This is a genomic window from Micromonospora globispora (assembly GCF_003857015.1).
GTDB lineage: Bacteria > Actinomycetota > Actinomycetes > Mycobacteriales > Micromonosporaceae > Micromonospora > Micromonospora globispora.
The window spans coordinates 1-25,115 of record NZ_QGGF01000286.1; the positions used below are offsets into that span (position 1 = coordinate 1).

25 protein-coding genes and 1 tRNA gene are annotated in these 25,115 nt (G+C 73.4%); 16 read left to right on the forward strand and 10 right to left on the reverse strand.

Going from position 1 to position 25,115, the window contains the following annotated elements:
* From DKL51_RS34915 to DKL51_RS13795, 10 genes are all read left to right on the forward strand, one after another.
* Window positions 1–701: hypothetical protein (locus tag DKL51_RS34915; RefSeq protein ID WP_185734795.1), on the forward strand; the 701-nt coding region annotated here is incomplete at its 5' end.
* Window positions 702–840: 139 nt separating this feature from the next.
* Window positions 841–1,293, forward strand: coding sequence for an LppU/SCO3897 family protein (locus DKL51_RS13755; protein ID WP_109945586.1), 453 nt, complete (start codon window positions 841–843; stop codon window positions 1,291–1,293).
* 201 nt (window positions 1,294–1,494) lie between these two features.
* Window positions 1,495–2,181: a dienelactone hydrolase family protein gene (locus DKL51_RS13760; protein WP_109945587.1), complete on the forward strand. Its 687-nt coding sequence runs from the start codon at window positions 1,495–1,497 to the stop codon at window positions 2,179–2,181.
* Window positions 2,182–2,200: 19 nt separating this feature from the next.
* On the forward strand, window positions 2,201–2,914 hold the full coding sequence (locus DKL51_RS13765) for a uracil-DNA glycosylase (RefSeq protein ID WP_109945588.1): 714 nt from the start codon (window positions 2,201–2,203) through the stop codon (window positions 2,912–2,914).
* Window positions 2,915–2,934: 20 nt separating this feature from the next.
* On the forward strand, window positions 2,935–3,678 hold the full coding sequence (locus DKL51_RS13770) for a DUF4129 domain-containing protein (RefSeq protein ID WP_109945589.1): 744 nt from the start codon (window positions 2,935–2,937) through the stop codon (window positions 3,676–3,678).
* A complete protein-coding gene (locus DKL51_RS13775) occupies window positions 3,675–4,256 on the forward strand; it encodes a hypothetical protein (protein WP_109945590.1) in 582 nt (193 codons plus the stop codon). Before DKL51_RS13770 ends, DKL51_RS13775 begins: the two co-directional genes overlap by 4 nt.
* A gap of 20 nt (window positions 4,257–4,276) precedes the next feature.
* The gene (locus tag DKL51_RS13780) at window positions 4,277–5,263 is read left to right on the forward strand and encodes an AAA family ATPase (RefSeq protein ID WP_109945628.1); all 987 of its coding nucleotides are present in this window, start codon (window positions 4,277–4,279) and stop codon (window positions 5,261–5,263) included.
* Entirely contained in the window at window positions 5,263–6,630 is a 1,368-nt protein-coding gene (locus tag DKL51_RS13785; RefSeq protein WP_109945591.1) for a DUF58 domain-containing protein, read from the forward strand. Before DKL51_RS13780 ends, DKL51_RS13785 begins: the two co-directional genes overlap by 1 nt.
* Window positions 6,631–6,650: 20 nt before the next feature.
* Window positions 6,651–7,211: a hypothetical protein gene (locus DKL51_RS13790; RefSeq protein WP_423790556.1), complete on the forward strand. Its 561-nt coding sequence runs from the start codon at window positions 6,651–6,653 to the stop codon at window positions 7,209–7,211.
* 124 nt (window positions 7,212–7,335) lie between these two features.
* Window positions 7,336–8,667: an NAD(P)/FAD-dependent oxidoreductase gene (locus tag DKL51_RS13795; protein ID WP_109945592.1), complete on the forward strand. Its 1,332-nt coding sequence runs from the start codon at window positions 7,336–7,338 to the stop codon at window positions 8,665–8,667.
* Between the two features lie 68 nt (window positions 8,668–8,735).
* Here DKL51_RS13795 and DKL51_RS13800 read toward each other — a convergent pair whose 3' ends face one another.
* A complete protein-coding gene (locus DKL51_RS13800) occupies window positions 8,736–10,196 on the reverse strand; it encodes a hypothetical protein (protein ID WP_124812129.1) in 1,461 nt (486 codons plus the stop codon).
* Window positions 10,197–10,298: 102 nt separating this feature from the next.
* On the opposite strand from DKL51_RS13800, the gene DKL51_RS13805 reads away from it, so the two are divergent.
* The 4 genes from DKL51_RS13805 (at window position 10,299) to DKL51_RS13820 (ending at window position 12,560) form a co-directional block, all read left to right on the forward strand.
* Window positions 10,299–10,379 (forward strand) — tRNA-Leu (locus DKL51_RS13805).
* Between the two features lie 111 nt (window positions 10,380–10,490).
* Complete coding sequence (locus tag DKL51_RS13810) at window positions 10,491–11,324, forward strand: Bax inhibitor-1/YccA family protein (RefSeq protein ID WP_109945594.1); 834 nt, start codon at window positions 10,491–10,493, stop codon at window positions 11,322–11,324.
* A gap of 125 nt (window positions 11,325–11,449) precedes the next feature.
* Entirely contained in the window at window positions 11,450–12,208 is a 759-nt protein-coding gene (locus DKL51_RS13815; protein WP_109945595.1) for a Bax inhibitor-1/YccA family protein, read from the forward strand.
* Window positions 12,209–12,239: 31 nt separating this feature from the next.
* Entirely contained in the window at window positions 12,240–12,560 is a 321-nt protein-coding gene (locus DKL51_RS13820) for a hypothetical protein (RefSeq protein ID WP_109945596.1), read from the forward strand.
* Window positions 12,561–12,565: 5 nt separating this feature from the next.
* Here DKL51_RS13820 and DKL51_RS13825 read toward each other — a convergent pair whose 3' ends face one another.
* The 4 genes from DKL51_RS13825 to DKL51_RS13840 all read right to left on the reverse strand — a co-directional run bounded on the left by DKL51_RS13825 (window position 12,566) and on the right by DKL51_RS13840 (window position 17,341).
* The gene (locus tag DKL51_RS13825) at window positions 12,566–14,053 is read right to left on the reverse strand and encodes a CYTH and CHAD domain-containing protein (RefSeq protein ID WP_109945597.1); all 1,488 of its coding nucleotides are present in this window, start codon (window positions 14,051–14,053) and stop codon (window positions 12,566–12,568) included.
* Window positions 14,054–14,093: 40 nt separating this feature from the next.
* Window positions 14,094–15,356, reverse strand: coding sequence for an acetyl-CoA C-acetyltransferase (locus DKL51_RS13830; protein WP_109945598.1), 1,263 nt, complete (start codon window positions 15,354–15,356; stop codon window positions 14,094–14,096).
* A gap of 85 nt (window positions 15,357–15,441) precedes the next feature.
* Window positions 15,442–16,239, reverse strand: a complete 798-nt coding sequence (locus tag DKL51_RS13835; protein WP_109945599.1) for an SGNH/GDSL hydrolase family protein — start codon at window positions 16,237–16,239, stop codon at window positions 15,442–15,444.
* Between the two features lie 55 nt (window positions 16,240–16,294).
* The gene (locus DKL51_RS13840; RefSeq protein ID WP_109945600.1) at window positions 16,295–17,341 is read right to left on the reverse strand and encodes an SGNH/GDSL hydrolase family protein; all 1,047 of its coding nucleotides are present in this window, start codon (window positions 17,339–17,341) and stop codon (window positions 16,295–16,297) included.
* Between the two features lie 174 nt (window positions 17,342–17,515).
* Here DKL51_RS13840 and DKL51_RS13845 point away from each other — a divergent pair, with 174 nt between their 5' ends.
* Window positions 17,516–17,872: a YkvA family protein gene (locus tag DKL51_RS13845; RefSeq protein WP_109945601.1), complete on the forward strand. Its 357-nt coding sequence runs from the start codon at window positions 17,516–17,518 to the stop codon at window positions 17,870–17,872.
* A gap of 75 nt (window positions 17,873–17,947) precedes the next feature.
* The gene (locus DKL51_RS13850; RefSeq protein ID WP_109945602.1) at window positions 17,948–19,318 is read left to right on the forward strand and encodes a cystathionine beta-synthase; all 1,371 of its coding nucleotides are present in this window, start codon (window positions 17,948–17,950) and stop codon (window positions 19,316–19,318) included.
* A 48-nt stretch (window positions 19,319–19,366) separates the two neighbouring features.
* On the opposite strand, the gene DKL51_RS13855 is transcribed toward DKL51_RS13850, so the two are convergent.
* The 5 genes from DKL51_RS13855 to ngg all read right to left on the reverse strand — a co-directional run bounded on the left by DKL51_RS13855 (window position 19,367) and on the right by ngg (window position 25,114).
* The gene (locus DKL51_RS13855; protein ID WP_109945603.1) at window positions 19,367–20,317 is read right to left on the reverse strand and encodes a S1C family serine protease; all 951 of its coding nucleotides are present in this window, start codon (window positions 20,315–20,317) and stop codon (window positions 19,367–19,369) included.
* A gap of 63 nt (window positions 20,318–20,380) precedes the next feature.
* On the reverse strand, window positions 20,381–20,890 hold the full coding sequence (locus tag DKL51_RS13860; RefSeq protein ID WP_109945604.1) for a GNAT family N-acetyltransferase: 510 nt from the start codon (window positions 20,888–20,890) through the stop codon (window positions 20,381–20,383).
* A complete protein-coding gene (locus tag DKL51_RS13865; RefSeq protein WP_109945605.1) occupies window positions 20,887–21,816 on the reverse strand; it encodes a ribonuclease Z in 930 nt (309 codons plus the stop codon). Before DKL51_RS13865 ends, DKL51_RS13860 begins: the two co-directional genes overlap by 4 nt.
* Before the next feature lie 305 nt (window positions 21,817–22,121).
* A complete protein-coding gene (locus tag DKL51_RS13870) occupies window positions 22,122–23,297 on the reverse strand; it encodes an osmoprotectant NAGGN system M42 family peptidase (RefSeq protein WP_109945606.1) in 1,176 nt (391 codons plus the stop codon).
* Window positions 23,294–25,114, reverse strand: a complete 1,821-nt coding sequence (gene ngg, locus DKL51_RS13875; protein WP_109945607.1) for an N-acetylglutaminylglutamine synthetase — start codon at window positions 25,112–25,114, stop codon at window positions 23,294–23,296. Before ngg ends, DKL51_RS13870 begins: the two co-directional genes overlap by 4 nt.
* Window position 25,115 lies beyond the last annotated feature (1 nt).

The window sequence follows — 25,115 nt, forward strand, 5'->3', positions numbered from 1 at the left end:
GGCTGGGCCCGCTCCTCGGGTACGCGTCGGCGACCGAGTTCCTCCGCCTGCTCCGCCCGGCGTGGTGGGTGCTGCGCGGCTGGCTGGCCGCGCTGCTGGTCGCCGCCGCGCTCGGTGAGCCCTCCGGCCTGCTGCCCCGGCTCGGCCACAGCGGGGTGGCGGGCCTGTTCCTGCTCGCCGCCGGCGTCCTCGCCTCGGTCTGGCTCGGTCACCGCTCCGGCGGCCTGCGGGGCTGGCCCCGGCGGCTGCTGCGCCTGGGCACCGCGGCGCTGCTGCTCTTCTCCCTCGCCATGCTGGCCAATGTGGATCAGCACGCCAGCTCGGACGACTTCGGCTACCGCGAGGTGTCGGTCGGCAACCCGTACGACGCCGTGCAGGACGTCTTCGTCTACGACAGCGAGGGGCGGCTGGTGGAGAATGCCCGCCTCTTCGACCAGAACGGCACGCCGATCCGGCTGGGCTACCCCACGTGCCCCGGCCCCCTCCAGCAGGACCCGTACCGCCGGGTGGGCGGCGGCTACCCGTACTGCCCGGAGCTGGCGCCGTTTCAGCCGCGGCCGTCCGTCTCGGCCCCGGTGCCGCCCGGACCGCCGCAGAGCCAGCCGACCGTGAGCGCGACCGCCCTACCGAGCGCGGCGCCCACTACATCGGGAACGCCGGCGCCGACCGCCCCGTCGCCCCTGCCGACCGCGACCCGCTGAGCAGCGTGGAGGGCTCCCGTCAAGGGGCGGGAGCCCGTCGCGGCGCAGAAACCTGGGAAATGACTGAAAGGATGAGGTGCCGAAGATCAGCCACGGCTACGGTCTCGTCTGCTGATCAACCCCTCGGAAGGAACACCCAGTGTCAGAGCAGGTCGTACCGCCCCCCGCGCCGCACGCCGGCCAGCCCGACCCGGCCGTGCAGGCGCCGCCCCCGGCGGAGACCAAGAAGTCCCGTGGCCGCAAGCTGCTCAGCATCCTCGGCGTCATCCTCGTCATCGCCGCCGTGAGCATCGGCAAGGCTTACCTGAACCGCGACAAGACCGCCGAGGCGAAGGTCGGTGACTGCATCGCGCAGCTGCCCGAGGTGGCCGACGGCAAGGAGACCAAGGCGAACAACGCCAAGGTCGTCGAGTGCACCTCCACCGAGGCGGCGTACAACGTGGTCGGCCGGGTGGACGGGCAGACCGAGGCGCAGGCCCAGTCCGGCGAGGCGTGCGACCAGTACTTCAAGGAAGGCGACGACGGTTACGTCTTCTACAGCGTCGAAGAGGGCGGCAAGGGCTACCTGCTCTGCCTGACCAAGAAGGCCTGACCGGCCGAGGACGACCGGCGACGGCGGCGCGGGGAGCACCCGCGCCGCCGTCGGCGTATTCGGAGCGGCCCGGGAACGAACAGGAGGTGAATGCCACTGTTTCCGCGTCTTCCCCGGCGCGGTCGCGGCGTGGCAGGCTACCGGCACGTAGGACCACTGTGCGACCAGCCAACGATGACTGACCGCTAGGAGGACGGACCCATGGGCGAGATGGTGAGCTTCACCGGCAACGGAGGGACGAGCGAGGGGTATCTCGCGATACCCTCCGGCGGTGTGGCCAGCCCGGCGGTCATCGTCATCCAGGACTGGTGGGGACTCGCGCCCCACATCCGGGCGGTCGTGGACCGCTTCGCCGAGGCCGGCTTCGTCGCCCTCGCCCCGGACTTCCGGCGGGGCGGGCCGGCCAGCAAGCCGAGCGAACCCGAGCAGATGCTGAACGGCCCGCAGATGGACGAGGCGGCGCGGGACATCGCCGGCGCGGCGGACTACCTCGCCGGGCGTCCCGAGGTCACCGGCAAGGTCGGCTGCGTCGGCTTCTGCGCCGGCGCCAGCCTGGCCCTCTGGTCGGCCACGCTCTCCGAGCGGATCGTCGCCACCGCCGCCTTCTACCCCCGGCTGCCCTGGGAGCAGATGCGCCCCGAGTGGACCGACTACGCGGGCAAGGCCGCCGTCATCCACTGCTCCGAAGAGGACGGCACCTCCACCGCCGACGGCGTACAGACCGCCCGCCGGGCCATCGAGGCCGCCGGTGGCACCTGCCAGACGTACGACTACCCGGGCACCGCGCACGCGTTCTTCAACGAGGACCGGCCGGAGAAGTTCGACCAGCGTGCCGCCGCCACCGCCTGGGCCCGCACCCTGGAACACTTCCGGGCCAAGCTTGGCTGAGCCCCGTACGCCCGAGGAGGTGGTCGCCCGCGCCGCGCGGGCGACCGACCTGGCTGACCTCGACGGCGCGGTGAGCAACTGTTTCGCCTGCCCGCGCCTGGTCGCCTGGCGGGAGGAGGTCGCCCGGACGAAGCGGGCGGCCTTCCGTGACCAGGAGTACTGGGGTCGTCCGGTGCCCGGCTTCGGGGCCCCGGACGCCCGGATCGGCATCCTCGGCCTGGCGCCCGCCGCGCACGGCGGCAACCGCACCGGCCGGATCTTCACCGGCGACCGCTCCGGGGACGTGCTCTTCGCCGCGCTGCACCGGGCCGGGCTGGCCAACCAGCCGACCAGCGTGGCCGCCGACGACGGTCTGGCGCTCCGCGACACCCGCATCTTCGCCGCGGTGCGCTGCGCGCCGCCGGACAACAAGCCCACCCCGGTGGAGCGGGACACCTGTGCGCCGTGGCTGCACCGCGAGGTCGCGCTGATCCGGCCCACCCTGCGCGTCGTGGTCGCGCTGGGTGCCTTCGCCTGGGCGGCGTGGTGGCCGGTGCTCCGCGATGTGTACGGCACGCGCCCGCCCACTCCTCGCCCCGCCTTCGGTCATGGGGCACACTGGTCCGGCATGTCCGCTCCGGACCTGCTGGGCTGTTACCACGTCAGCCAGCAGAACACCTTCACCGGGCGGCTGACACCAGGGATGCTGGACGACGTGTTCGCCCGGGCAAAGCAGTTGGCCGGGGTGGACTGAGGAATGCGTGGGGCGGTGGGATGGACCTCGGCGTGCTGCGCAGGTGGTGGCCGGTCGCGGCGGTGACCACCCTGCTCGCGCTCGCCGCGCTCGCCGCCGGGCACTCCGCGATCGGGGCCAGCCGGATTCCGCCCGCCGCGGACAACATTCCCTACGTGCCGGACTACCCCTCCGCCGAGCCGGCACCTTCGATCCCGGTCGAGCCACGGGACGCGGGCGCGGCCACCGGGGCCGGGATCCCGCAGTGGATCATGACGGCCGCCGCGGTGCTGCTCGGCCTGGCCGCCCTCGTGGCGATCGGGTACGTCGTCTGGACGCTGGTTCGCGGCTCGTTGCGCCGTACCACCCGGGCGATCCCGACCCAGCGGACCCGGCGTACCGCGGAGGGCACCGCCCGGGATGTGGTCGCCGCCCTCGACGCCGGCCTGGTGGAGCTGGACGACCGGGACACCGACCCGCGGATCGCGGTGATCGCCTGCTGGGTGCGGCTGGAGGAGGCCGCCGAGGAGGCCGGCGTGCCCCGGCTCGCCGGGGACACCCCCACCGATCTGGTCAGCCGGCTGCTACGCGGCGACCCGGCGGCCGGCGTGCCGGCGATCGCCAGCGCCGACGTGCTGGACGGGTTCGCGCACGTCTACCGGGAGGCCCGGTACGCCACCCACACCGTCGACGAGCGGATGCGCGACCAGGCCCGGTCGGCCCTGCGCCGGCTGCGCGGCGAGCTGGCCACCCTGGCCGCCCCCACCGACGAGGCGCCCGCATGAGCACCAGCATCGACGACCTGCTGTCGTTCGAGGAGGAGCCGGCCGGGCCGGCCGGGGCAGCCCGGAGCGGGCGGGTGCGCTGGGTGCTGCGGACCCTCGCGGTCACCGCGGCGATCGTCGTGGTGGTCGTGGTTGCCCTACGGGCGGTCGGCCTCCAGCTCAGCCTCGGGATCATCGTGGCGGGCGTGCTCGCGCTGCTCGCCGTCCGGCGGGTCACCAGCGCGCTGTCACCCCCGCCGCCGCCCCGGGCCAGCGGCCGGGCCCCCGCCGGTGAGGAGCCGGGCCTCTGGAACTGGGCCGCGCGGGACGCGCTGCGCGCCGCGATCAACGGGTGGGAACGCCCGCTGGACTGGTGTGCGGGCAACCCGCAGCGGTTCACCGAGCGGGTCCTGCCGCGCCTCGGCGAGCTGGCCGACGAGCGGCTGCGCCAGAAGCACGGCATTACCCGCGAGTCCGACCCGGCCCGCGCCCGCATCCTGCTTGGGGAGGCACTGTGGACCTTCCTCAGTACGCCCTCCCGCCGCCCCCCGTCGCCGCGCGACCTCGCGGCGATCGTCGCCGAACTGGAGATGCTGTGAAGAAGGACGTGGACCGGACCATGCCCCCCGCCGAGGTCGGCCGGCTGGCCCGGGTGGTGCTGGACGCGGTCGGCACGGTCGTGGTCGGCAAGCGGGAGGCCCTGGAACTGGTCCTCGCCGGCATCCTGGCGGGCGGGCACGTGCTGCTGGAGGACCTGCCGGGGCTGGGTAAGACGCTCACCGCGCGCTCCTTCGCGCAGGCCCTCGGGCTGGACTTCCGCCGCCTCCAGTTCACTCCGGACCTGCTCCCCGCCGACGTCACCGGCTCCTTCCTGTACGACCAGCGCAGCGGCGACTTCTCCTTCCGGGCCGGCCCGGTCTTCACCAACCTGCTGCTCGCCGACGAGATCAACCGGACGCCGCCGAAGACCCAGTCGGCACTGCTGGAGGCGATGCAGGAGAAGCAGGTCTCCGTCGAGGGCGTCACCTACCGGCTGGACGAGCCGTTCCACGTGCTCGCCACCGCCAACCCGATCGAGTACGAAGGGACGTACCCGCTGCCCGAGGCGCAGCTCGACCGGTTCCTGCTCCGGGTGTCGTTCGGCTATCCGAACCACGAGGAGGAGTGGGAGGTGCTGCGCCGGCGGATGGCGCGCCGTCGTGAGGAGTCGGAGATCAAGCCGGTGGTCGACGCGGCCACGCTGCGCGCCATGCAGGCCGCGCTGGAGGACGTGGTCGTCGAGGACTCCGTCGGCCGGTACATCGTGGCCCTGACCGCGGCCACCCGCGAGCACCCGTCCGCGCTGGTGGGCGCCTCGCCGCGCGGCTCGCTGGCGCTGCTGCTGCTGTCCCGGGTACGTGCCGTTCTCTCCGGCCGCGACTACGTGGTGCCGGAGGACGTCAAGGAGGTGGCGGTGCCGGCGCTGGCGCACCGGATCACCCTGCGCCCCGAGATGTGGCTGCGCCGGGTCGACCCGTCCTTCGTGGTCGGCGAGGTGCTGGAGCAGACTCCCGCGCCGGCCAGCGGTGCCCTGCCCAGCTACGCGGCCGGTCCCCTCGCCCGCTGATGACCAGCCGCAACGAGCCGGAGCCGGCGACGGGCTGGGCACCAACCTGGGCGCTCGGCCGGGCGGTGCTGCTCACCGGGCTGCTGGTGATCGCCGCCGTGCTGCTCGGCCGGATCGACCTGGTGGTGCTGGCGGCACCGTTCGCCCTCGGCACCGCGTACGCGCTGCACCGCCGTCCCACCGCCGGGCCGGAGCTGGAGATCAGCACCGCGGACGCGCATCTGGTCGAGGGCGCCGCGATGAGCGCCACGGTCGCCGTCGGCAACCCGGACACCGTCCCGTACGACGTGGCGGTGGTCCGGGCCCGGGTGTCGCCGTGGCTGCGGGTGGAGAAGGTGAGCTTCGGCGGTGCGGGCGTGGACGTGGCCCGTTCGGGCGCCGACCGGCCCTTCGTCACCGCGGTGCCGACCGGCTCCGCCGTCGACCTGGAGCTCTCCGGCACCGCGCTGCGCTGGGGGCGGCATCCGGTCGGCCCGGCCGGCGTCCGGGTCGCCACCGCCGACGGGCTGCTGGTCTCCCGGGCGGTGATCACCGACCCGGTGCGGATGCGGGTCTACCCGAGGACCGAGCCGTTCGAGGCGGTGGAGGCGATGCCGCGGGCCGCCGGCCTGGTCGGGGCGCACCACTCCCGGCGCCCGGGGGAGGGGGGCGAGCTGGCCGGCGTGCGGGTCTTCGCCCCCGGTGACCGGCTGCGCCGGATCGACTGGCGGGTTTCCCTGCGGGCCCGGCAACTGCACGTCGCGGCCACCCTCTCCGACCGGGACGCCGAGGTGGTGGTGCTGCTCGACGTGCTGGCCGAGGCGGGCCGGTCGGGCGGGGTCAGCGGGACCGCCTCGGTGCTCGACACCACGGTCCGGGCGGCCGCCGCAATCGGCGAGCACTACCTGCACCGCGGCGACCGGGTGGCGATGCTCGAGTACGGCCCGGCCGCCCGCCGGCTCCGGCCCGCCACCGGACGACGGCAGTACCTGACCGTGCTGGAGTGGCTGCTCGACGTGCACGCCGAGTCCTCCCCGCATGAGCCGTACGACCAGGTCTTCGGGCCGCAGGTGCTCTCCTCGGACGCGCTGGTGGTGGTGCTCACCCCGCTGCTGGACGAGCGGTCGGCGCAGATGCTGGCCCGGTTGGCCCGGGGTGGGCGGTTCGTGGTGGCGGTGGACACGCTGCCCGCCGATCTCAGCCCGCCGAAGGACCGGGGCTGGGCCGAGGTGGCGTACCGGCTCTGGCGGCTGGACCGGGACACGATGATCGGCCAGCTCCGTGAGCACGGCGTACCGGTGGTGCGCTGGGCCGGTGCGGGCAGCCTGGACCAGGTGCTCCGCGACGTGGCCCGGCTGGCCACCGCCCCGCGGGTGGGTGCCCGGTGAGTGAACAGCTGGACGACATGGTGGCGGCGCTCAACGAGCGGGTCCGGGCGCTGCGGTACGCGGCCAACCGGGTCAGCCTCACCCCGCTGCTGGTCCGGGTCGGCATCTTCGTCACCGTGCTGGTCGGCTTCCTGGTGGCGTACCCGGTGGAGGTCTTCACCGCCCGGTCGCTGCTGGCCCTGACGGTGGTGGCGGTGCTGCCGGCGGTCGGGCCGCGCCGGGTCTGGCCGGCCTTCGCGGCGCTGGTCATGGTCGGTGGCTGGCTGCTGGCCGCGGCGGGGTTCGACCGGCCGGTCGCGCTCTGGCGGCTGCTCGCGGTGGCAGCTCTGCTCTACCTGGCGCACAGCCTGTGCGCGCTGGCCGCGCTGCTTCCGTTCGACGCGCTGGTCGACCCGGACCTGATCGCCCGATGGCTCACCCGGGCCGGCGCGGTGGTCCTCGCCAGCGCGGTGCTGGGCATCCTGCTGGTCTGGCTAGGTGAGGCCGGCGGGGGTCGCGGATTCCAGACCGTGACGGTCGCCGGACTGCTGGTGGCGGTGGGGCTGAGCGCACTGCTGGGCTGGTTGATACGTCGCAGATAGCGGGCGGTGCCGTCGCAGATAGCGGGACGGCACGGAGAGTCGCGCAGGTCACAGGGGTTGTGCTCGGTCACAGATGGGGGTCTCGAACGGGATTAGCCGAGCCGCGCGGGGAAAGATAGATGACGTGAATCCGAAGCGGATCCTTGTCGTGGGTGCCGGGCACGTCGGCCTGTACGCCGCTCTGCGCCTGTCCAAGAAGCTGAGCTCCCGTGAGGCCGAGGTCGTGGTCGTCGACCCCCAGCCGCACATGACCTACCAGCCGTTCCTCCCGGAGGCTTCGGCGGGCAACATCTCGCCCCGGCACGCCGTGGTGCCGCTGCGGCGGGAGTTGCGCAAGTGCACGGTCGTGGCCGGCACGGTGACCCGGATTGACCACGCTCGGAAGACGGCCGTCGTGCAGCCGATCAGCGGCCCCACCCGGGAGATCCAGTACGACCACGTCGTCGTCGCCCCCGGTTCGGTGTCCCGCACCCTGCCGATCCCGGGCCTGCACGAACACGGCATCGGGTTCAAGACCATCGGTGAGGCCATCTTCCTGCGCAACCACGTGCTGGACCGGCTGGACGTGGCGGCCGCCACGACCGACCCGGAGGTGCGGCGGCGGGCGCTGACCTTCGTCTTCGTCGGCGGCGGTTACGCCGGCATCGAGGCGCTGGCCGAGATGGAGGACATGGCCCGGGACGCGCTGCGCTACTACCCGGAGCTCAAGCCGGAGGACATGCGCTGGGTCCTGGTCGAGGCCACCCAGCGGGTGCTGCCCGAGGTCGACCGGGACATGGGCGCCTACACGGTGCAGGAGCTGCTCAAGCGGAACATGGACATCCGGCTGGACACCCGGCTGGAGTCCTGCCTCGACGGGGTGGTCAAGCTCTCCGACGGCGACAGCTTCCCCGCCGACACCATCGTCTGGACGGCCGGCGTCAAGCCGTCCCCGATGCTGGACGCCACCGACTTCCCGCGGGACGACCGCCGGCGGGTGACCTGCCTGCCCACCCTGCAGATCGTGGACGGCGACCGGGTCGTCGAGGGCGCCTGGAGCGCCGGCGACTGCGCCGCGGTGCCGGACCTGACCAAGGAGCCGGGCAACTTCTGCTCGCCCAGCGCGCAGCACGCGGTCCGGCAGGCCGCCCGGATGGCCGACAACATCGTGAACGTGATTCGCGGTCGGGAGCCGGTCAACTACAAGCACAAGCACGCGGGCAGCGTGGCCAGCCTCGGCCTGCACAAGGGCGTGGCGCAGGTCTACGGCATCAAGATGACCGGCTGGCCGGCGTGGTTCATGCACCGGACGTACCACATGTCGCGGATCCCGTCGTTCAACCGCAAGGTCCGGGTCGTGGTCGACTGGACCCTGGCGTTCTTCCTCAAGCGCGAGGTGGTCGCCCTGGGCCAGCTGCACGATCCGCGGGAGGAGTTCGCCGAGGCCTCGCAGCCGGTGGGCGCGCTCCGCGGCTGAGCTTCGCGGTCGTAGCTCTGCGAAAGGGCCCTTCCCGGACGGGAGGGGCCTTTTCGTGTGCCGGTCGGTCAGACGCGCCAGATCCAGGCGTCGGCGACCCGGGTGGCGGGGCCGAACAACTCCTCCAGCGTGGCCCGCAGGGTCGGTGCGTGCGGGGCGTCGTCGGTCAGCGCCACGCACGACGCACCCCAGGAGCGGATGTCCCGGGCGGCCTGCCGGCGCTGCTCGTCGCCGACCGCCGGCGCGACGCCCCGCTCGGCGACGTCGGCCAGCAGCGCCGAGGTGGGGCGCTTCCAGGTGCCCATGGTGGCCGAGCCGCCCTCGCCGTACGGGCCGATGAAGAAGCCCTCCGGCATGCCGAACTCGGCGTTCGCCGCGGCGCCCCAGCGCATCGGCCACGGGTCCTTCGGGGTGGCGATCGGCACCGGAACCAGCACCCCGCCGGGGCGTACGCACTCCCGCCAGTGGCCGCCGGTGATGAACTCGGGGAGCGCCGGCCACCGAGCGGCCGGGCCGGTGGTCAGCCGGGCTGCGGAGTCGCTGCCGGGCACCGACAGCGGGGAGATCGTCCACCAGCTGGTCAGGTCGGCGGAGAAGTAGTACGGGCTGAACATCCCGTCGGCCACACCCTGCGGCCCGGCGAACTGAAACCAGAGCGGGTACGCCAGCACGACCAGCGCCAGCCCGGCGGCGACCATCAGCCCACCGGCGAACGTGGGCAGCGCCCGCCGCAGCAACGCCCGGTCGCCGGCACCGTACGCGACCGCCATCACCAGCAGGGTGAGCGCGGCGAGGAAGAGCACCTCCTCGCCGATGAACACCTGGACGGTGACCACGCCGGCCAGCCCGACCGACGAGGTGGCCATCCGGCGCCCGTCCGGCCCGTTCGGCGTACCGGCCGGGTCGGCGGCCCGGAGCAGCCGGACCACCAGCCAGACGAGCACCGGCACCAGCCACTGGGCGGTCATGTGCAGGTGGCTGTTGGTCTGCGAGACCATCCCGGGCCCGAAGCCGCAGAGCGCGGCGCCGAGCCCGGCGGCCAGCCGGCGGACTCGCAGCGTCCGGGTGTAGAGCAGGTACCAGGCGACCGCTGTGCCGGCCAGGTTCCCCGCGGCCAGCAGCGCGAAGGTGACCGGCGCGCCGAGCAGCAGGGTCACCGGGGCGAAGAGCACCCCGAGCGCGATGACCGTGGTGTTGGTCATCAGGTTGACCCCGTCCGGCGCGTTGAGCCGGTCGGTGAGCAGGCTGAAGTCGCCGAGCAGGGCACGCGAGTCGACGGCCAGGAACCACTCGTAGAGGGTCTGGTCGGCGGGGTTGAGCGCCAGCATCCGCTGCCCGGGCGACGGCCAGAGCCCCTGGGTGAGCCAGCCGGCGAAGAGCACGAAGAGCAGGCCGACGAGCAGGTCTCGGCGGTACCGGACCGCAGCGCCCCGCAAGCGGGCCGACCGGGACGGGCGGGAGACCGCGGACGCGGGGTGGACACCCTGTTCGGGGTCGGGCCCGGGGGCGGTACGGGCTGCGCTCGTCACGGCCTCGACCCTAGTGGCGGAGGCACCACGGGGTACGCCGGGTCGGCCGCTAACCGTTACCGTGACACTGCACCGCAGCGCATCGCCGCCCCGGTGTCACCCGCCCGGGTGGTGGAACGGCAGACACGGCCGCCTTAAAAGCGGCTGCCGCAAGGCGTGCGGGTTCGACCCCCGCCCCGGGCACCCCAGACTCTCAGCTTTCCCACAGCTTGACGCTCAACGCCAGCTGGCGGCCCCGTTTACCCTTGAGGGTGCACGTTCACGTGCATCGACCCCCTGAGGGAGGCCTGAGAAGTGAAGACCTCGAACCCGGTGCTCGCCCGGCTCGGCCAGGCGGCCGAGCGCGAGCGGGCGGCCGGGTACGCCCAGCCCGGGCCGTACGGACAGCCCGGATATTCCCCGCAGTACGCGCCCTACCAGCAGTACCCGACGGCGAACGCCTACCCGGCCGCGCCGCCCACCGTCACCCCGATGACCCTGGACGACGTCGTCGTCAAGACGGTCATGCTGCTCGGCATCCTCGGCGCCTCCGCCGCGGCCGCCTGGGTGCTCGTGCCGGACGCCCTGGTCGGCGTCGCCTGGATCGGCGCCGCGGTCGTCGGCCTGGCCCTCGGCCTGATCATCTCGTTCTCCCGGATGGCCAACCCCGCGCTGGTGGTGGCGTACTCGATCGTCGAGGGCGTCTTCGTCGGCATGGTGAGCAAGGCGTTCGACAGGCTCTACGACGGCATCGTGCTCCAGGCCGTGGTGGCGAGCTTCGGCGTCTTCTTCCTGATGGCGATGATCTACAAGGCGCGGATCATCAGGGCCACCCCGAAGTTCGCCCGGATCATGATCTCGATCATGGCCGGCCTCTTCGGCGTCATGCTGATCAACCTGGTGCTCGCGCTCTTCGGTATCAACACCCACCTGCGCGACGGCAGCGGGCTGGCCATCATCTTCAGCCTGGTGTGCATCGTGGTCGCCTCGCTGAGCTTCGTGCTCAACTTCGCCGAGATCGAAGAGGGCGTCCGGATGGGGCTCCCGCAGCGCTACTCCTGGACGGCCGCCTTCGGCATCGTCGTCGGCCTGGTCTGGCTCTACCTGGAGATCCTCCGGCTGATCAGCTACTTCCAGGGCGACGACTGACCCGTCCGCCCTACCACCCGGCGCCCGCCTGCCGCGACCGCGGCGGCGGGCGCCGTCGTTTTCCCGTCGCCGCCGGGCCGTGCGGGGCAGAGTGGAGCCGGGGGTACGTCGGCGAGGAGGTCGCGGTGCAGAGTGCCAACCCGGTGTTGACCCGGCTGGACGACACCCGCCGGGTGGAACGCCAGGTGCTCGGCGTGCCGGCCGCCGAGGCGATGACCGTGGACGACGTGGTGGTCCGAACGGTCGGCCTGCTGCTGCTCACCGGCGTCACGGCGGCGATCTCCTGGATTGTGGTGCCGCAGGCGGTGTGGCTGCCGGCGGCGCTGGCCGGCACCTCGCTGGCCGGGTTGGCGCTGGTGCTGGTCATCTCGTTGAAGCAGATCACCAACCCGGGCCTGATCGCGGCGTACGCGGTGCTCCAGGGGCTGCTGCTCGGGGTGGCCAGCCGGGCCTTCGACCTGGTCTATCCGGGGATCGTGGTGCAGGCGGTGGTCGGCACCTTCGGGGTCTTCCTCGGCATGGGGCTGCTCTACCGTGCCCGCCTGGTCCGGGCCACCCCGCGGCTCGCCCGGCTGGTCGTCGGGACGGTGATCGGCATCGTCGCGCTCAGCCTGGTCAACCTGGTGACCTACCTGCTCACCGGCCGGCAGGGGCTGGAGGTCTACAGCGTCACCACCCGGGTCGGCTGGCTGCCGTACGCCTTCTCGGTGGTCGCGATCATCGCCGGCGCGTTCAGCTTCATCCTCGACTTCGACCTGGTCGAGCGGTCGGTCCGGGCCGGGCTGCCCCGCCGGTACGCCTGGTTCTGCGCGTTCGGCCTGCTGGTCGGGCTGATCTTCCTGTACTGGCAGATCCTCCGGCTGCTCAGCTACCTACGCCGGTGACCGGCCGCTCCTGCTCCGTAGACTCCCGACGATGAGCGCAGCGGAACTGGACCGGGCGGTGCAGTTGATGGTCCGGCAGGTCGGGCACTGGCAGCAGCCGCGCTGGTCGGCGGCGGCCGAGGGCGGCAACGTGTCCCGCGCCGACCTGGTGCACAAGCTGGTGCAGGAGATCGCCAACCTCGCCGCGGACGCCGAGGGGGACCCGCGCCGGGACGTACCCCGGTTGAACAACGACCTGGCCCTGCCCGATCAGCTCCGGGTGGTGGCGGCCGACCTGGTGGCGGCCGGTCCGCCGGACGCGGTGCTGGCGGAGGCGGCCGCCGCGGTGGCGGCCACCCGTTCCGCGCTGTAGGCGGGTCACTGCTTCAGCCAGCGCCGGACCTTCCGCCGCCGGGCCCGGTCCCGGGCCGCGGCCACCGCCGACAGGTTCCGGTCGGCCGCAGCGGCCTGCCGCGCGTGCAGCAACCCGTACGTGAAGGTGTTCTCCCCGTCGGCGTACGCGCGCAGTGACAGGTCCCGCAGCACCTGGCGGGTGACCACCGAGTCCTGGTGCGCGCCGAGCAGATCCTGAAGGTCCTTGAGCCGATGCAGCAGGGCCGTCGCCCGCTTCCCGACGGCCGGTTCGCGGACCTCGACGGCGTACCGGGCCGCCTTGTACGCCTTGCGGGCCTCGTGCAGCGGGCCGTCCTCCACGTCGCCGGGCCCGGCCAGGGCGCGGTCCAGCCGGTCGTCGGCGCGGCGCACCGCCCGGCGTACCCGGCGGGCCACCCAGCGGGCGTCGGCGGTCCGCGCGGTCGGTCCCTCCAGCAGCTCGTCGAGCCGGACCAGCAGGTCGGTGTAGCGGTCGGAGTCGAGCGCCTCCCGCAGCGCGTCGAGGGACTCGGCCACGTCCGCCGCGAAGTGCTCCTGGATCCGCGCCGGGACCGGGCCGAGGACCAGGTCGGCGGGTTCGGCGTGGACCGCCTCGTCGAGTCGGGCGGCCAGCACCTGGCCGTCGCGTACCGGCCCGAGCTGGGCGCCGAGCCAGCGGAGTTCCGTGCGGAGCGCCTCGCCCGTCTGCCGGTCCCACAGGCCGCGGAACGTCCGCAGGGTGGCGCGCAGCCGGCGGACGGCGACCCGCATGTCGTGCACCGCCTCCTCGTCGCCGCCGCGGGCACCGGGGTGGTTGGCGATCAGCACGTCGCGCTGGGCGAGGGCGTAATCGAGGACGGGTGCGGCACCGGGATCGCTCGGCGTGGCCCGGGACGCGAGGAGTCGGGTGGCGAGGGCCCGGTGCGACTTGGACACCGGTACCGGCCGGGCGCCGGCGGCCCGGAGCCGCGCGTCCACGGCCTCCAGCAGCCGGTCGTCGCCCTCGACCAGTTCGACCTCGATCTCGTGCCAGGTGTGCCGCTCGTCGGTGACCAGGTCCCGCCCCTCGACGGTGTCCTCAGCGACCTCGGCCAGCACCCGGCCCTGATCGTCGAGGAGCCGGCGTTCCATCCGGCGGGTGGTGATCCGCGCGGCCGGCTCGACCGGTCGGCCCCGGGACGCGGCCCGGAACAGTGCGACCAGTTCGGCGGGCGGGTCGCTGTCGGCCGCTCCGGCCGGGAACTGGTACTCGGTCCGGTCGCCGCCGGCCGCACCGACCTTGAGATGCCAGCCCGCATCGTGCCCCCCGGTACGCCGACGCAGCGCGAATCCGCTGCGGGCCAGCCGGAGGTCGGCGGTGTCCAGGTAGACCGCGTCCAGATCGAGCGCGGTGGCGTCCGACATCGTCGTGACGCCACCGCAGCCCGTCAGGTCCGGCAGCCGGAATCCCTCGTCTCCGGAGTACTTGTGTTCCCGCTCCACCACGGTCGCCATGGCGAACCGGTACCCCGGGGCGGGACCGGCGAATCGGAGGTCAGCTGAGCCGCTCCAGCACCATCGCCATGCCCTGGCCGCCGCCCACGCACATGGTCTCCAGACCGATGGTCTTGTCGTGCCACTCCAGGGCGTTGAGCAGGGTGCCGGTGATCCGGGCACCGGTCATGCCGAACGGGTGGCCGACGGCGATCGCGCCGCCCATCACGTTCAGCTTCTCCTCGGGGATGCCGAGCTGCCGGTAGGAGGGGATCACCTGGGCGGCGAACGCCTCGTTGATCTCGACCAGGTCGACGTCGTCGATGGTCATCCCGGCCCGCTTGAGCGCCTGCTTCGACGCCTCGACCGGGCCGAGGCCCATGATCTCGGGGGAGAGGGCGGTGACGCCGGTGGAGACGATCCGGGCCAGCGGGGTGAGGCCGAGGTCCTGCGCCCGCTGGGCGCTCATGATCACCACGGCGGCGGCGCCGTCGTTGAGCGGGCAGCAGTTGGCGGCGGTGATCCGGCCGTCCGGACGGAAGACCGGCTTGAGGCCGGCGACCGCCTCCAGGGTGACGCCCGGACGCGGGCCGTCGTCGGTGCTGACCACGGTGCCGTCCGGCGTGGTGACCGGGGTGATCTCCCGGGCCCAGAAGCCGTCCGCGATGGCCTTCTCGGCCAGGTTCTGGCTCCGGACGCCGAAGGCGTCCATGTCCTCGCGGGTGATGTCGTACACCTGGGCGAGGTTCTCCGCGGTCTGCCCCATGGTCAGGTAGATGTCGGGAAGTTGGCCGGCCTCGCGCGGGTCGGTCCACACCTCCGCACCACCCTGGGCGCGGGCCTTCGAGCGCTTCCGGGCCTCGGCGAAGCGGGGGTTCTCCCAGCCGCCGCCGACGAGCGCCTGCGCCTCCGGCGGCAGGGTGTCGGAGTTGCCGCGGGCGTACCGGGAGACCGTCTCGACGCCGGCGGAGATGAAGACGTCGCCCTCACCGGCCCGGATCGCGTGCATCGCCATCCGGGTGGTCTGCAGCGACGAGGCGCAGTAGCGGGTCAGCGTGGCGCCCGGCAGGCCGTCCAGGCCCATCAGCGTGGCGACCACCCGGGCCATGTTGAAGCCCTGCTCGCCGCCGGGCAGGCCGCAGCCCAGGTAGAGGTCGTCGATCTCGGTCGGGTCGAGCTGGGGGATCTTGTCCAGGGCGGCCTGGACGATGGTCGCGGCGAGGTCGTCCGGGCGGACGTCACGCAGCGAACCCTTGAACGCGCGGCCGATGGGGGACCGGGCGGTGGCGACGATGACGGCGTCGCGGGACGACTCAATCGGCATGAACCAACGTTAACCCGCTGGTAACTTGGCGCGGAAGCAGCCAACTCAGCGGGAAATGTCACGCCCGCCAGCCCCGCGCCGGGGTTCAGTGGTGCCGGGAGGCGACCGTCGCCGCCGCCTGGACCACCGGCAGCAGCGCGTGCGCCCACACCCGGTAACCGTCCGCCGAGGGGTGGTAGCCGTCGTGGCAGAGCGTCCCCGCGTCCGCCCGGAACACCGGGCCGGTCTCGGTGCCGAGGTCGACCACCGTCCCGCCGGCGTCGAGCACGGCCGCCGTCTGGGCGCGGGCGATCCGCCGACCCGACCAGCCGAGCACCTGCCGCAGCGGCGCGGCGACCGCGCGGACCGCCCCGAGGTCGGGGCAGGTGCCCACGACCACCTCGACGTGCGCCTGACGCAGCCGCCGGACCGCCGAGCCGAGGTACGCCGCCGCATCGGTCGGACGGGCCAGGGCGGTGGCGTCGTTGGACCCGATCAGGATCACCGCCACGTCCGGACGCTCGCCGAGCAGCGCCCGGGCCACCTGGGTGGCCAGGTCGGTGGAGCGGGAGCCGGAGACCCCGACGGAGGAGAGGTGCACCCGCCGACCGGTCGGGCCCTCGGCGAGCAGGTGGGCGAGCTGGCCGCCGACGGTCTCCTCGAAGCGTTCCACGCCTACGCCGAGCGCCGAGGAGTCGCCGAGCAGCACCAGCCGCAGCGGCGGGGCACCGGCCCGGCCGACCGTGGCGCGCAGGGCCAGGCTCAGCTCCGGCTGGGCGTACCGGCGGCTGCGGGCGGCGATGGCCTGACCGGCGAGGACGGCAGCCCCGCCGACCGTGCCGGCGACCAGGGAGAGGGCCGCGGCCCGACCCAGTCGGACCGCAAGATCACTGCGCTCGGTCATCACGACACCTCCCCACGGCCGGCGGCGCATGTGCCGGTCAGCTCGTTGCGCTCGCTCATGCCAGTTCCTCCAGTGTTGCCGGATCAGCGGCGGTGCCGGGTTGCGGCACCGCGCCGACACCGAAGAAGGCGCGCCGCCGCAGCTGCGCCCAGCGACCACCCGGCCCGCGGTCGCGACCCCTGACCTGGGTGCCGCTGACCTCGGTGCCGGCGTGCCGGGCCGCCTCGTGGGCCGCCTCCGGCAGCGACCGTACGCCTTCGCCGCGGGCGAGCGTAGCTCGGCGTTCCTGACCCGCGCCCAGCGCGGAGAGAACGGTGGGCAGCAGCGCCGCGGCGGCCACCGCGTAGCCCTCGGCGGACGGGTGGAATCGGTCCCAGGCGAACATCCGCGCGGGCTCGGCGGCGAACCGGGGACCGAGCAGGTCGCCGAGGGAGACCGTCCAGCCGCCCGCCTCGACCACCGCCACGGTCTGTGCGGCGGCCAGTTGCCGGCTCCAACGCCGGGCCAGCCAGCGCAGCGGCGGCTGGATCGGCTGGATCGCGCCCAGGTCGGGGCAGGTGCCGACGACCACCTCGCAGCCGGCGGCGCGCAGCGAGCGCACCGCGTCGACCAGGTAGCGCACCGCCACCGCGGGTGGGGTGCGGTTGGTGACGTCGTTGCCGCCGACCAGAATGACCGCGATGTCCGGTTCGCATTCGAGTGCCGACTCGACCTGCGGCTTGAGCCCGGCCGACAGGGCGCCGACCACGGCGAACCGGTGCAGCCGAACGGGCCGCTGCAACCGGCGGGACAGGCCGGTGGCCAGCAGGGCGCCCGGGGTCTCCCGGCGACGGTGCACGCCGTAGCCGGCGGCCGAGGAGTCGCCGAGGATCACCATGGTGATCGGCGGGCCGGGACACTTCGCGCCGTAGACGCCGTCGCAGCGCGGCGGGGGAGCCTCGGCCATCGGGATGGTGCGCCGGGCCTGGTGGGCCTGGCCGAGCAGCACCCCGCCCGTCGCGACGGTGGCCGCCACGGTCGCGCCCGTGCCGATCGCCGCCATCCGGGCGACCTGCCGGGCGCGCTGCCAACCGATCGGTGCGACGGAAGCAGGGTCCCCCATGAAGCGACAGTATCGCGCCGGCCCGACACCGCGCTCTCCTCGTGACGGCTGGTTCGTGCCTGGGAAACGACCGTTCTGGGTACCTCTATCCGGACAGGGCGCGCACGGGCGGCCCGGCCGGCGGGAGGGCTTGCGCCCGGGCGGCACGCTGGTCGAGCGGAAAGGGGCGGAAAGATGGGGAAGACATTGAAGCGGACCGCGGCGTTCACCGCGCTGGCCCGGGCGCTGGCGGCGGGGGCGCGGGGCGGACCGTCGCTGGGCGAGCGGCTGGCCGCGTTGCCCCGGATGATCAGGGCCACCGCGCGGGGCGAGTACGACGGCGGTCTGAGACTGGCCATGATGACCGCGGCGACGGCGTACGTGCTCTCGCCGGTCGACGTGGTTCCGGAGCTGTTCCTGGCCGTCTTCGGGCTGGTCGACGACGTGGTGATGGTCACCTGGCTGGCCGGCAGCGTGCTCGCCGAGACCGAGCGCTTCCTGGAGTGGGAGGCACGTCGCAGCTCGGTCATCCCGGGGCATGTGGCGCCCTGACGACACGTACGCTGGGCGTCGAGTAAACGTCTGCCCGGCCGCCGACGCCGGCGCCGCAACGAAGGGCACAACGAGGTGCAGTACTACGACAACGTCGTCGACCTGATCGGCAACACCCCGCTGGTACGGCTGCGCAACGTCACCGAGGGTATCCAGGCGACCGTGCTGGCGAAGGTGGAGTACCTCAACCCGGGCGGTTCGGTGAAGGACCGGATCGCGCTGCGGATGGTGGAGGACGCCGAGAAGGCGGGCATCCTCAAGCCGGGTGGCACGATCGTCGAGCCGACCAGCGGCAACACCGGTGTCGGCCTGGCCCTGGTGGCCCAGCTCAAGGGCTACAAGTGCGTCTTCGTCTGCCCGGACAAGGTCAGCCAGGACAAGCAGGACGTGCTGCGGGCGTACGGCGCCGAGGTGGTGGTCTGCCCGACCGCGGTCGCGCCGGAGGACCCGCGCTCCTACTACAACGTCTCGGACCGGCTGGCCCGGGAGATCCCCGGCGCGTGGAAGCCGAACCAGTACAGCAACCCGGCCAACCCGCGCTCGCACTACGAGACCACCGGCCCGGAGATCTGGAAGCAGACCGAGGGGCAGCTCACCCACTTCGTCGCGGGCGTCGGCACCGGCGGCACCATCTCCGGCATCGGCCGGTACCTGAAGGAGGCCTCCGGCGGCCAGGTCAAGGTCATCGGCGCCGACCCGGAGGGCTCGGTCTACTCCGGGGGCACCGGCCGGCCGTACCTGGTGGAGGGCGTCGGCGAGGACTTCTGGCCGGAGACGTACGACCGGACGGTCGCCGACGAGATCGTCGAGGTCTCCGACAAGGAGTCGTTCGAGATGACCCGGCGGCTGGCCCGCGAGGAGGGGCTGTTGGTCGGCGGCTCATGCGGGATGGTCGTGGTCGCCGCCCTGGAGGTGGCCCGCAAGGCCGGCCCGGACGACGTGATCGTGGTGCTGCTGCCGGACAGCGGCAAGGGCTACCTGTCGAAGATCTTCAACGACAAGTGGATGGCCCGGTACGGCTTCCTGGACAACTCCGGCACCGAGCCGACGGTCGCCGACGCGCTCGCCGGCAAGCCGGGCGGCCTGCCCGAGCTGGTGCACGTGCACCCGACCGAGACGGTCCGCGACGCCATCGACTACATGCGCGAGTACGGCGTCTCGCAGCTCCCGGTGCTGAAGGCCGAGCCGCCGGTGGTGACCGGCGAGGTGGCCGGCTCGATCGCCGAGAAGGACCTGCTCGACGCGCTCTTCACCGGTCAGGCGCACCTGCACGACACCATCGAGCGGCACATGGCCGACGCGCTGCCGATGATCGGTGGCGGCCAGCCGGTGAGCGAGGCGGTCGCCCTGCTGGAGAAGTCCGACGCGGCCCTGGTGCTGGTGGACGGCAAGCCCAAGGGCGTGCTGACCCGGCAGGACCTCCTCGCCCACCTCGGCGCCCGCTGAAACCGACCGACAGGGCCTCTTCCCACCGGGGAGGGGGCCCTGTCGGCGTCAGCGGGTCAGCTCGGTGGGCACGGCGACCACGTCGACGAAGGCCCCGCGACGCAGCACGGTCACCGGCAGCCGGGTGCCGATCGCCGGGCCGAGCATCAGCCGTTGCAGCCCTTGGCCGTCGCTGACCGCCCGGCCACCGGCCGACACGATGATGTCCCCGAGGTAGATCCCGGCCACCCCGGCCGGGCTGCCCGGGACCACCTCGACCACCCGCAGCCCACGCCGCTGGCCGGTGCGGGCCACGACGTCGGGCGGTAGCGGCACCGGCACCCCGGCGACGCCGAGCCACGCCCGGCGGACCCGCCCGTCGGTGGTCAGGTCGGTGATGATCTGCCGGGTGGTGGCGTTGATCGGTACGGCCAGCCCCAGGCCGTACCCGGCGACGGCCGTGTTGACCCCGACCACCCGGCCGGCCGAGTCGGCCAGCGCGCCGCCGGAGTTGCCCGGGTTGAGCGCGGCGTCGGTCTGGATGACGTCCTCGATCAGCCGGACCAGCCGCCCGTCCCGGGCCGGCAGCGACCGGCCCAGGCCGGAGACCACCCCGGCGGTGACCGATCCGGCCAGCCCCATCGGGTTGCCGACCGCCACGACGAGCTGACCGATCCGCAGGCCGTCCGCGTCGCCCAGCTCGACCGGCGGCACGGCCGCCTCCTCGACCCGCAGCACCGCCAGGTCCGACAGCGGGTCGGCGCCGATCACCCGGAACGGAACCTCGGTGCCGTCGCCGAAGGCGGCCGAGCCGTCCCGGGCGCCCTGCACCACGTGCGCGCTGGTCAGCAGCAGGCCGTCCGAATCGATGGTGACCGCCGAGCCGGCGCCCGCGCCGCGCGCGGTCCGGACCGACAGCGCGGCCACGCTGGGCAGCACCCGGGCCGCCACGCCGGTCACCACCCGGGAGTACGCGTCGAGGGCGGCATCCTCCGCCGGCTCGGTGTGATCCGTGTCCATGAACCCGGCAACGCCGCTCGATCGACGGGCATGCCCCGATCCGCTGAGAGCGAACGGCGGCGGTCAGAGCGGGCGTTCGTAGCGGAGCTGGGGCACGAGCGCCACGCCGATGTGCTCTACGCGTTCGAGGCCCGTGGGCGTCCAGCCGCCACGCTCGTAGAACCCGCGGGCGTGCGTGTTCTCCCGCAGCACCCAGAGCGCCGCCCGGGACCAGCCGCGCGACCGCATCGCCGCGAGCGCGTCGACCATCAGCTCGCGCCCGGTGCCCCGGCCCCGCTCGTCGGGCTCGAGGTGGATCGCGTTGAGCAGGCCGGTGGCGGGATCGCCCTCGTCGTCCGGCCCCAGGTAGCTGAAGCCGACCAGCCGGTCGTCGCGTTCGGCGACGGTCATCCGGTGGTCGTCCCGCTCCCAGGTCCACCGCTCGACCCAGTACCGACCCATCGCCTCGGGCGTCGGGTCGGCCAGGGTCTCGGGCGGCAGGAACGGCGCGTACGCCGCCACCCGGGACCGCTGGTGCAGGGCGCCGACCGGCATCAGGTCGGCCGCGGTGGCGGGGCGGAGCGTGACCGTCACGCGGCCGAGGCTACCCGTCGGGGCGGAACCTGCACGGTCATCAGGTCCTCGGCGATCACCAGGTCCCCGTCGAAGTGCTCGCGGGCCTCGTCGGCGAAGCGGCGGGGTTCGGCGTAACGCTGGGAGAAGTGGGTGAGCACGAGCCGGCGTGCCCCGGACTCGGCCGCCACCCGGGCGGCCTGCGCCGCGGTGAGGTGACCGACCTCGGCGGCGAGCGCGGCCTCCGAATCCAGGAAGGTCGACTCGATGACCAGCAGGTCGGCGAGCTCGGCGAGGGCGTACACGGCGTCGCAGAGGCCGGTGTCCATCACGAACGCGAACCGCTGCCCCGGTCGGCTCGCGCTCACCTCGTCCCGGGTCACGCGGCGTCCGTTGACGTCCAGGTGGCCGACGCGCAGCAGCTCACCGACGGCCGGCCCGGCGATCCCGTACTCGGACAGCTTCTCCGGCAGCATCCGGAAGCCGTCCGGCTCGATCAGCCGGTAGCCGTACGTCTCGATGGGGTGCCGGAGCCGGCGGGCCTCCAGCGTGCCGACGCCGGTGGCGAAGCGCTGCCCGTCGGCGTCGACGGGCTCGGGCCGCAGCTCCGCGGTCTCGTAGAAACTCGAAGCGTGCCGGAGTCGGGCGAAGTACTCGGCGCCGCCGGCGGGGAAGTGCGCTGCCACCGGTTGCGGTACCCGGTCCAGGGAGAGCCGCTGGATGATGCCGGGCAGGCCGAGGCAGTGGTCGCCGTGGAAGTGGGTGACGCAGATGCGGGTCAGGTCGGTCGCCGAGATACCGGTGTGCAGCATCTGCCGCTGGCTGCCCTCGCCCGGGTCGAAGAGGAGCACCTCGTCGTCCCAGCGGAGCAGGTAACCGTTGTGGTTGCGCTGCCGGGTCGGCGCCTGGCTGGCCGTCCCGAGCACCACCAGTTCCCGCATCGCCACGGAAATCTACCCCCGGTACGAAGCGACCCCCGGGGCTTCCGCGCTCGCGCGCGGGCCGGCTGGACTGGGCCGGCACCCCGGGGGTCGGGTGGCTGTCGTGGATTCGCCGCACCGCTGCCACACGGTCTCGACGATGGTGCCTGTGCCCGCCTCGCGACGGACGAAATTACTGTCGAGGACAGCGGCTAGCGGACAGCCACCTCACGAGTCCGATTGCTATACAAGTCTGGACCACCTCCTTTCCCGTGTACCGCCACGCTATCGACTCCCCGACCGGCCCGGCAACGGATTTGGATCACACGCCCTCAGTCCAGGCCGATCGGGCCCTCGCGCGGGCCCTCCTCGGACGCCGGCTGGACGGCCAGCGACGGGAAGTCGGCCAGGTCGCCCTCCGGCTCGGCGTCCCACTCCGGGAAGACCAGGTCGCTCTGCAGGTAGAGGCAGAGCAGCCGGGTGAGCTGGCGCAGCCCGTCGAGGTGGGTGCGCTCGTGCCCGTGGGTGGCGTCCACGCCGAAACCGAGCAGCGCCACCCGGGCGTGCGCGCCCGCCTCGACCGCCGCCGCCACGTCGGAGCGGTAGTAGTCGAAGACGTCCCGGACCAGGTCGACACCGTGCTCCCGGGCGATCGCCGCCAGGTTGCGGGTCAGGTGGTAGTCGAACGGACCGACGCCGTCGCCCATCGCCAGGGTGGCCGCGTCCTCCCGGGACTGCTGCCCGGGGGCGACCACCGCCGCGTCCACCGAGACGATCTCGGCGACGTCCGGGTCCAGGCCGTGGCTCGCCCCGTGGCCGATCTCCTCGGTGACGGTGACCAGCAGGTGCGCGGTGACCGCCGGGGTCACCCCCGCGTCGACCATCGCCTTGAACGCGGTCAGCACCGCGGCCACCCCGGCCTTGTCGTCCAGGTGCCGGGACTTCACGTACCCGCTGGGGGTGATCGTCGGGTTGGGCAGCAGCGCCACGAAGTCGCCGGCGTCGATGCCGAGGGTCCGCAGGCCGGCGATGTCGGTCACCGGCTCGTCGAGTCGGACCTCGACCTGCTCCCAGCCGACGCCCTGCAGGTCGACGTCGTCGTTGTACCGGTGGCCGCTGGCCTTCAACGGGAGCACCTGGCCGGTGATCACCCGGTCGAGATCGTCGGTGAAGATCCGTACGTGGGCGCCCTCGGCGAAGCGGGCGCTGTGCGTACCGATCGGCTTCAGCTCCAGCCGGCCGTTCTCCTTCAGCCGCTTCACCATGCCGCCGATGGTGTCGGTGTGCACCACGATCGCCCGGTCGGCCCCGGTCTGCCGGGGACCGGGCAGGCAGGCGCTGAGCGCGCCGCGCCGGGTGAGCGTGGAGGAGATGCCGAGCGCGGAGAGCCGCTCGCCGACGTACTGCTGGATGTGGTCGGTACGCCCCGACGGGCTGGGGATCTCCAGCAGCTCCACCAGCACCTGGCGGAGGTAGTCCAGGTCGATCGGCAGGGGCTTCGGGCTCACCCGGCACCTCCCGCCCCGGCCGGGGACCAGAGCCGCTGCGGTGCCCGGGTGCTGGGGAAGAGCAGGTCCACGAAGCGCTCGGCGGTCGGCTGGGGCTCGTGGTTGGCCAGCCCCGGCCGCTCGTTCGCCTCGATGAAGACGTGCTCGGCCTGGTCGGGGGAGGGCACCAGCAGGTCCAGCCCGGTGACCGGGATGTCCAGCGCCCGGCTGGCGGCCACGCACGCCTCGGCGATCGCCGGGTGCAGGTCGGCGGTGACGTCGTGGATGGTGCCGCCGGTGTGCAGGTTGGCGGTGCGGCGTACCGCGAGCACCTCGCCCTTGGGCAGCACGTCGTGCATCCGGTAACCGGCCTCGGCGACCACCTCGCGGGTCATGTCGTCGATCGGGATCTTCGACTCGCCGCCCGTGGCGGCGGCGCGCCGGCGGCTCTGGCGTTCGATCAGCTCGCTGATGTCGTGCACCCCGTCGCCGGTGATCTGGGCCGGCCGGCGTACGGCCGCGGCCACCACCTCGTGGTCGATGACCACCACCCGCAGGTCCTCGCCGTCGCGCATCTCCTCGATCAGGACGTCCGGGCAGAACCGCCGGGCCAGCTCGACCGCCGCGGCCAGCGCCTGCGGGGTACGGACACCGACGGTGATGCCGTTGCCCTGCTCGCCGCGGGCCGGCTTGACCACCACCGGGCCGACGTCCTCCAGGAAGGCCACGTCGTCCGGCTCGCCGGTGGCGGTCCGGCCGCGCGGCACCGACAGGCCCGCCTCGGTGAGGATCCGGCGGGTCACCCGCTTGTCGTCGCAGCGGCTCATCGCCACCGCCGAGGTCAGCTCCGACAGCGACTCCCGGGTGTGCACCGTCCGGCCGCCGTTGCTCAGCTTCAGCTCGCCCCAGTGCGGGTCGGTGACCTCCACCCGGATGCCGCGCCGCATCGCCTCGTCCGCGATGATCTTCGCGTACGGGTTGAGCTCGTCATACCCCTCGGGCGCGGCAGGCAGGAAGAGCCGCTCGTTGATCGGGTTCTTCCGCTTCACGCAGAGCGCCGCGATGCGGTGGAAGCCCAGCCGCTCGTAGAGCCGGATCGCGCCCGAGTTCTCCGCGAGGACCGACAGGTCGACGAAGGACCGGCCGCGCTCGTCCAGCCGGTCGGCCAGCGCGGTCAGCAGCGCCTGGCCGGTGCCGGGCGGCGCGGTGTTGAAGTCGACGGTCAGGCACCAGAGGCTGGCGCCGTTCTCCGGGTCGTCGAAGACCGCCACATGGTCCACGCCGGTGATGGTGCCGACGATCTCGCCGGTGCTCGCCTCTGCGACCAGGTGCAGGAAGCGGTCGGTCCGGGCGTTGTCGACCAGCACCTCGACCGGGGCGGTCACCATGCCGTTGCGGGAGTAGATCCGGTTCACCGCATCCGCGTCGTCGGCGTCGCGCAGCGGGCGGATCCGCAGACCGGGCACGTCCCCGCCCTCCGTCGCCGCCGGCCGCTGGTCGCCCAGCGGCAGCCGGTACGTCAGCGACGGATCGATGAAGAGCTCGTCGGGGAGCCGGGAGACCAGCACGTGCGGGTCGCGGAGGTAGATGCAGATGTCCCGGGCACCGGCGGCCTCGGAACGGAGCACCGCGGCCACCGCCGCGTGGTTGTTGAAGGTCTGGCCGAAGACCAGGCGCCCCCAACCGCAGTCCAGCACCACGCCGTCGGAGTCGGCGGCCTGCGGCTCTGGGGTGCCGGGCGCGACCGGGTCGCCGCCGGGACCGATCCGCTCCCGGCGCCGACCCAGCACCCGCTCCCGGTCGGTCCGTGCGGCTCTGGTCGCGAGAGTGTCCGTCATG

Excerpts from the sequence above, each read along its gene's own strand:
- DKL51_RS13760 (WP_109945587.1), top strand. The coding sequence starts at position 1,495 with ATGGGCGAGATGGTGAGCTTCACCGGCAACGGAGGGACGAGCGAGGGG.
- DKL51_RS13770 (WP_109945589.1), top strand. The coding sequence starts at position 2,935 with ATGGACCTCGGCGTGCTGCGCAGGTGGTGGCCGGTCGCGGCGGTGACC.
- DKL51_RS13775 (WP_109945590.1), top strand. The coding sequence starts at position 3,675 with ATGAGCACCAGCATCGACGACCTGCTGTCGTTCGAGGAGGAGCCGGCC.
- DKL51_RS13780 (WP_109945628.1), top strand. The coding sequence starts at position 4,277 with ATGCCCCCCGCCGAGGTCGGCCGGCTGGCCCGGGTGGTGCTGGACGCG.
- DKL51_RS13785 (WP_109945591.1), top strand. The coding sequence starts at position 5,263 with ATGACCAGCCGCAACGAGCCGGAGCCGGCGACGGGCTGGGCACCAACC.
- DKL51_RS13820 (WP_109945596.1), top strand. The coding sequence starts at position 12,240 with ATGAGCGCAGCGGAACTGGACCGGGCGGTGCAGTTGATGGTCCGGCAG.
- DKL51_RS13825 (WP_109945597.1), bottom strand. The coding sequence starts at position 14,053 with ATGGCGACCGTGGTGGAGCGGGAACACAAGTACTCCGGAGACGAGGGA.
- DKL51_RS13830 (WP_109945598.1), bottom strand. The coding sequence starts at position 15,356 with ATGCCGATTGAGTCGTCCCGCGACGCCGTCATCGTCGCCACCGCCCGG.
- DKL51_RS13835 (WP_109945599.1), bottom strand. The coding sequence starts at position 16,239 with ATGACCGAGCGCAGTGATCTTGCGGTCCGACTGGGTCGGGCCGCGGCC.
- DKL51_RS13840 (WP_109945600.1), bottom strand. The coding sequence starts at position 17,341 with ATGGGGGACCCTGCTTCCGTCGCACCGATCGGTTGGCAGCGCGCCCGG.
- DKL51_RS13845 (WP_109945601.1), top strand. The coding sequence starts at position 17,516 with ATGGGGAAGACATTGAAGCGGACCGCGGCGTTCACCGCGCTGGCCCGG.
- DKL51_RS13855 (WP_109945603.1), bottom strand. The coding sequence starts at position 20,317 with ATGGACACGGATCACACCGAGCCGGCGGAGGATGCCGCCCTCGACGCG.
- ngg (WP_109945607.1), bottom strand. The coding sequence starts at position 25,114 with ATGACGGACACTCTCGCGACCAGAGCCGCACGGACCGACCGGGAGCGG.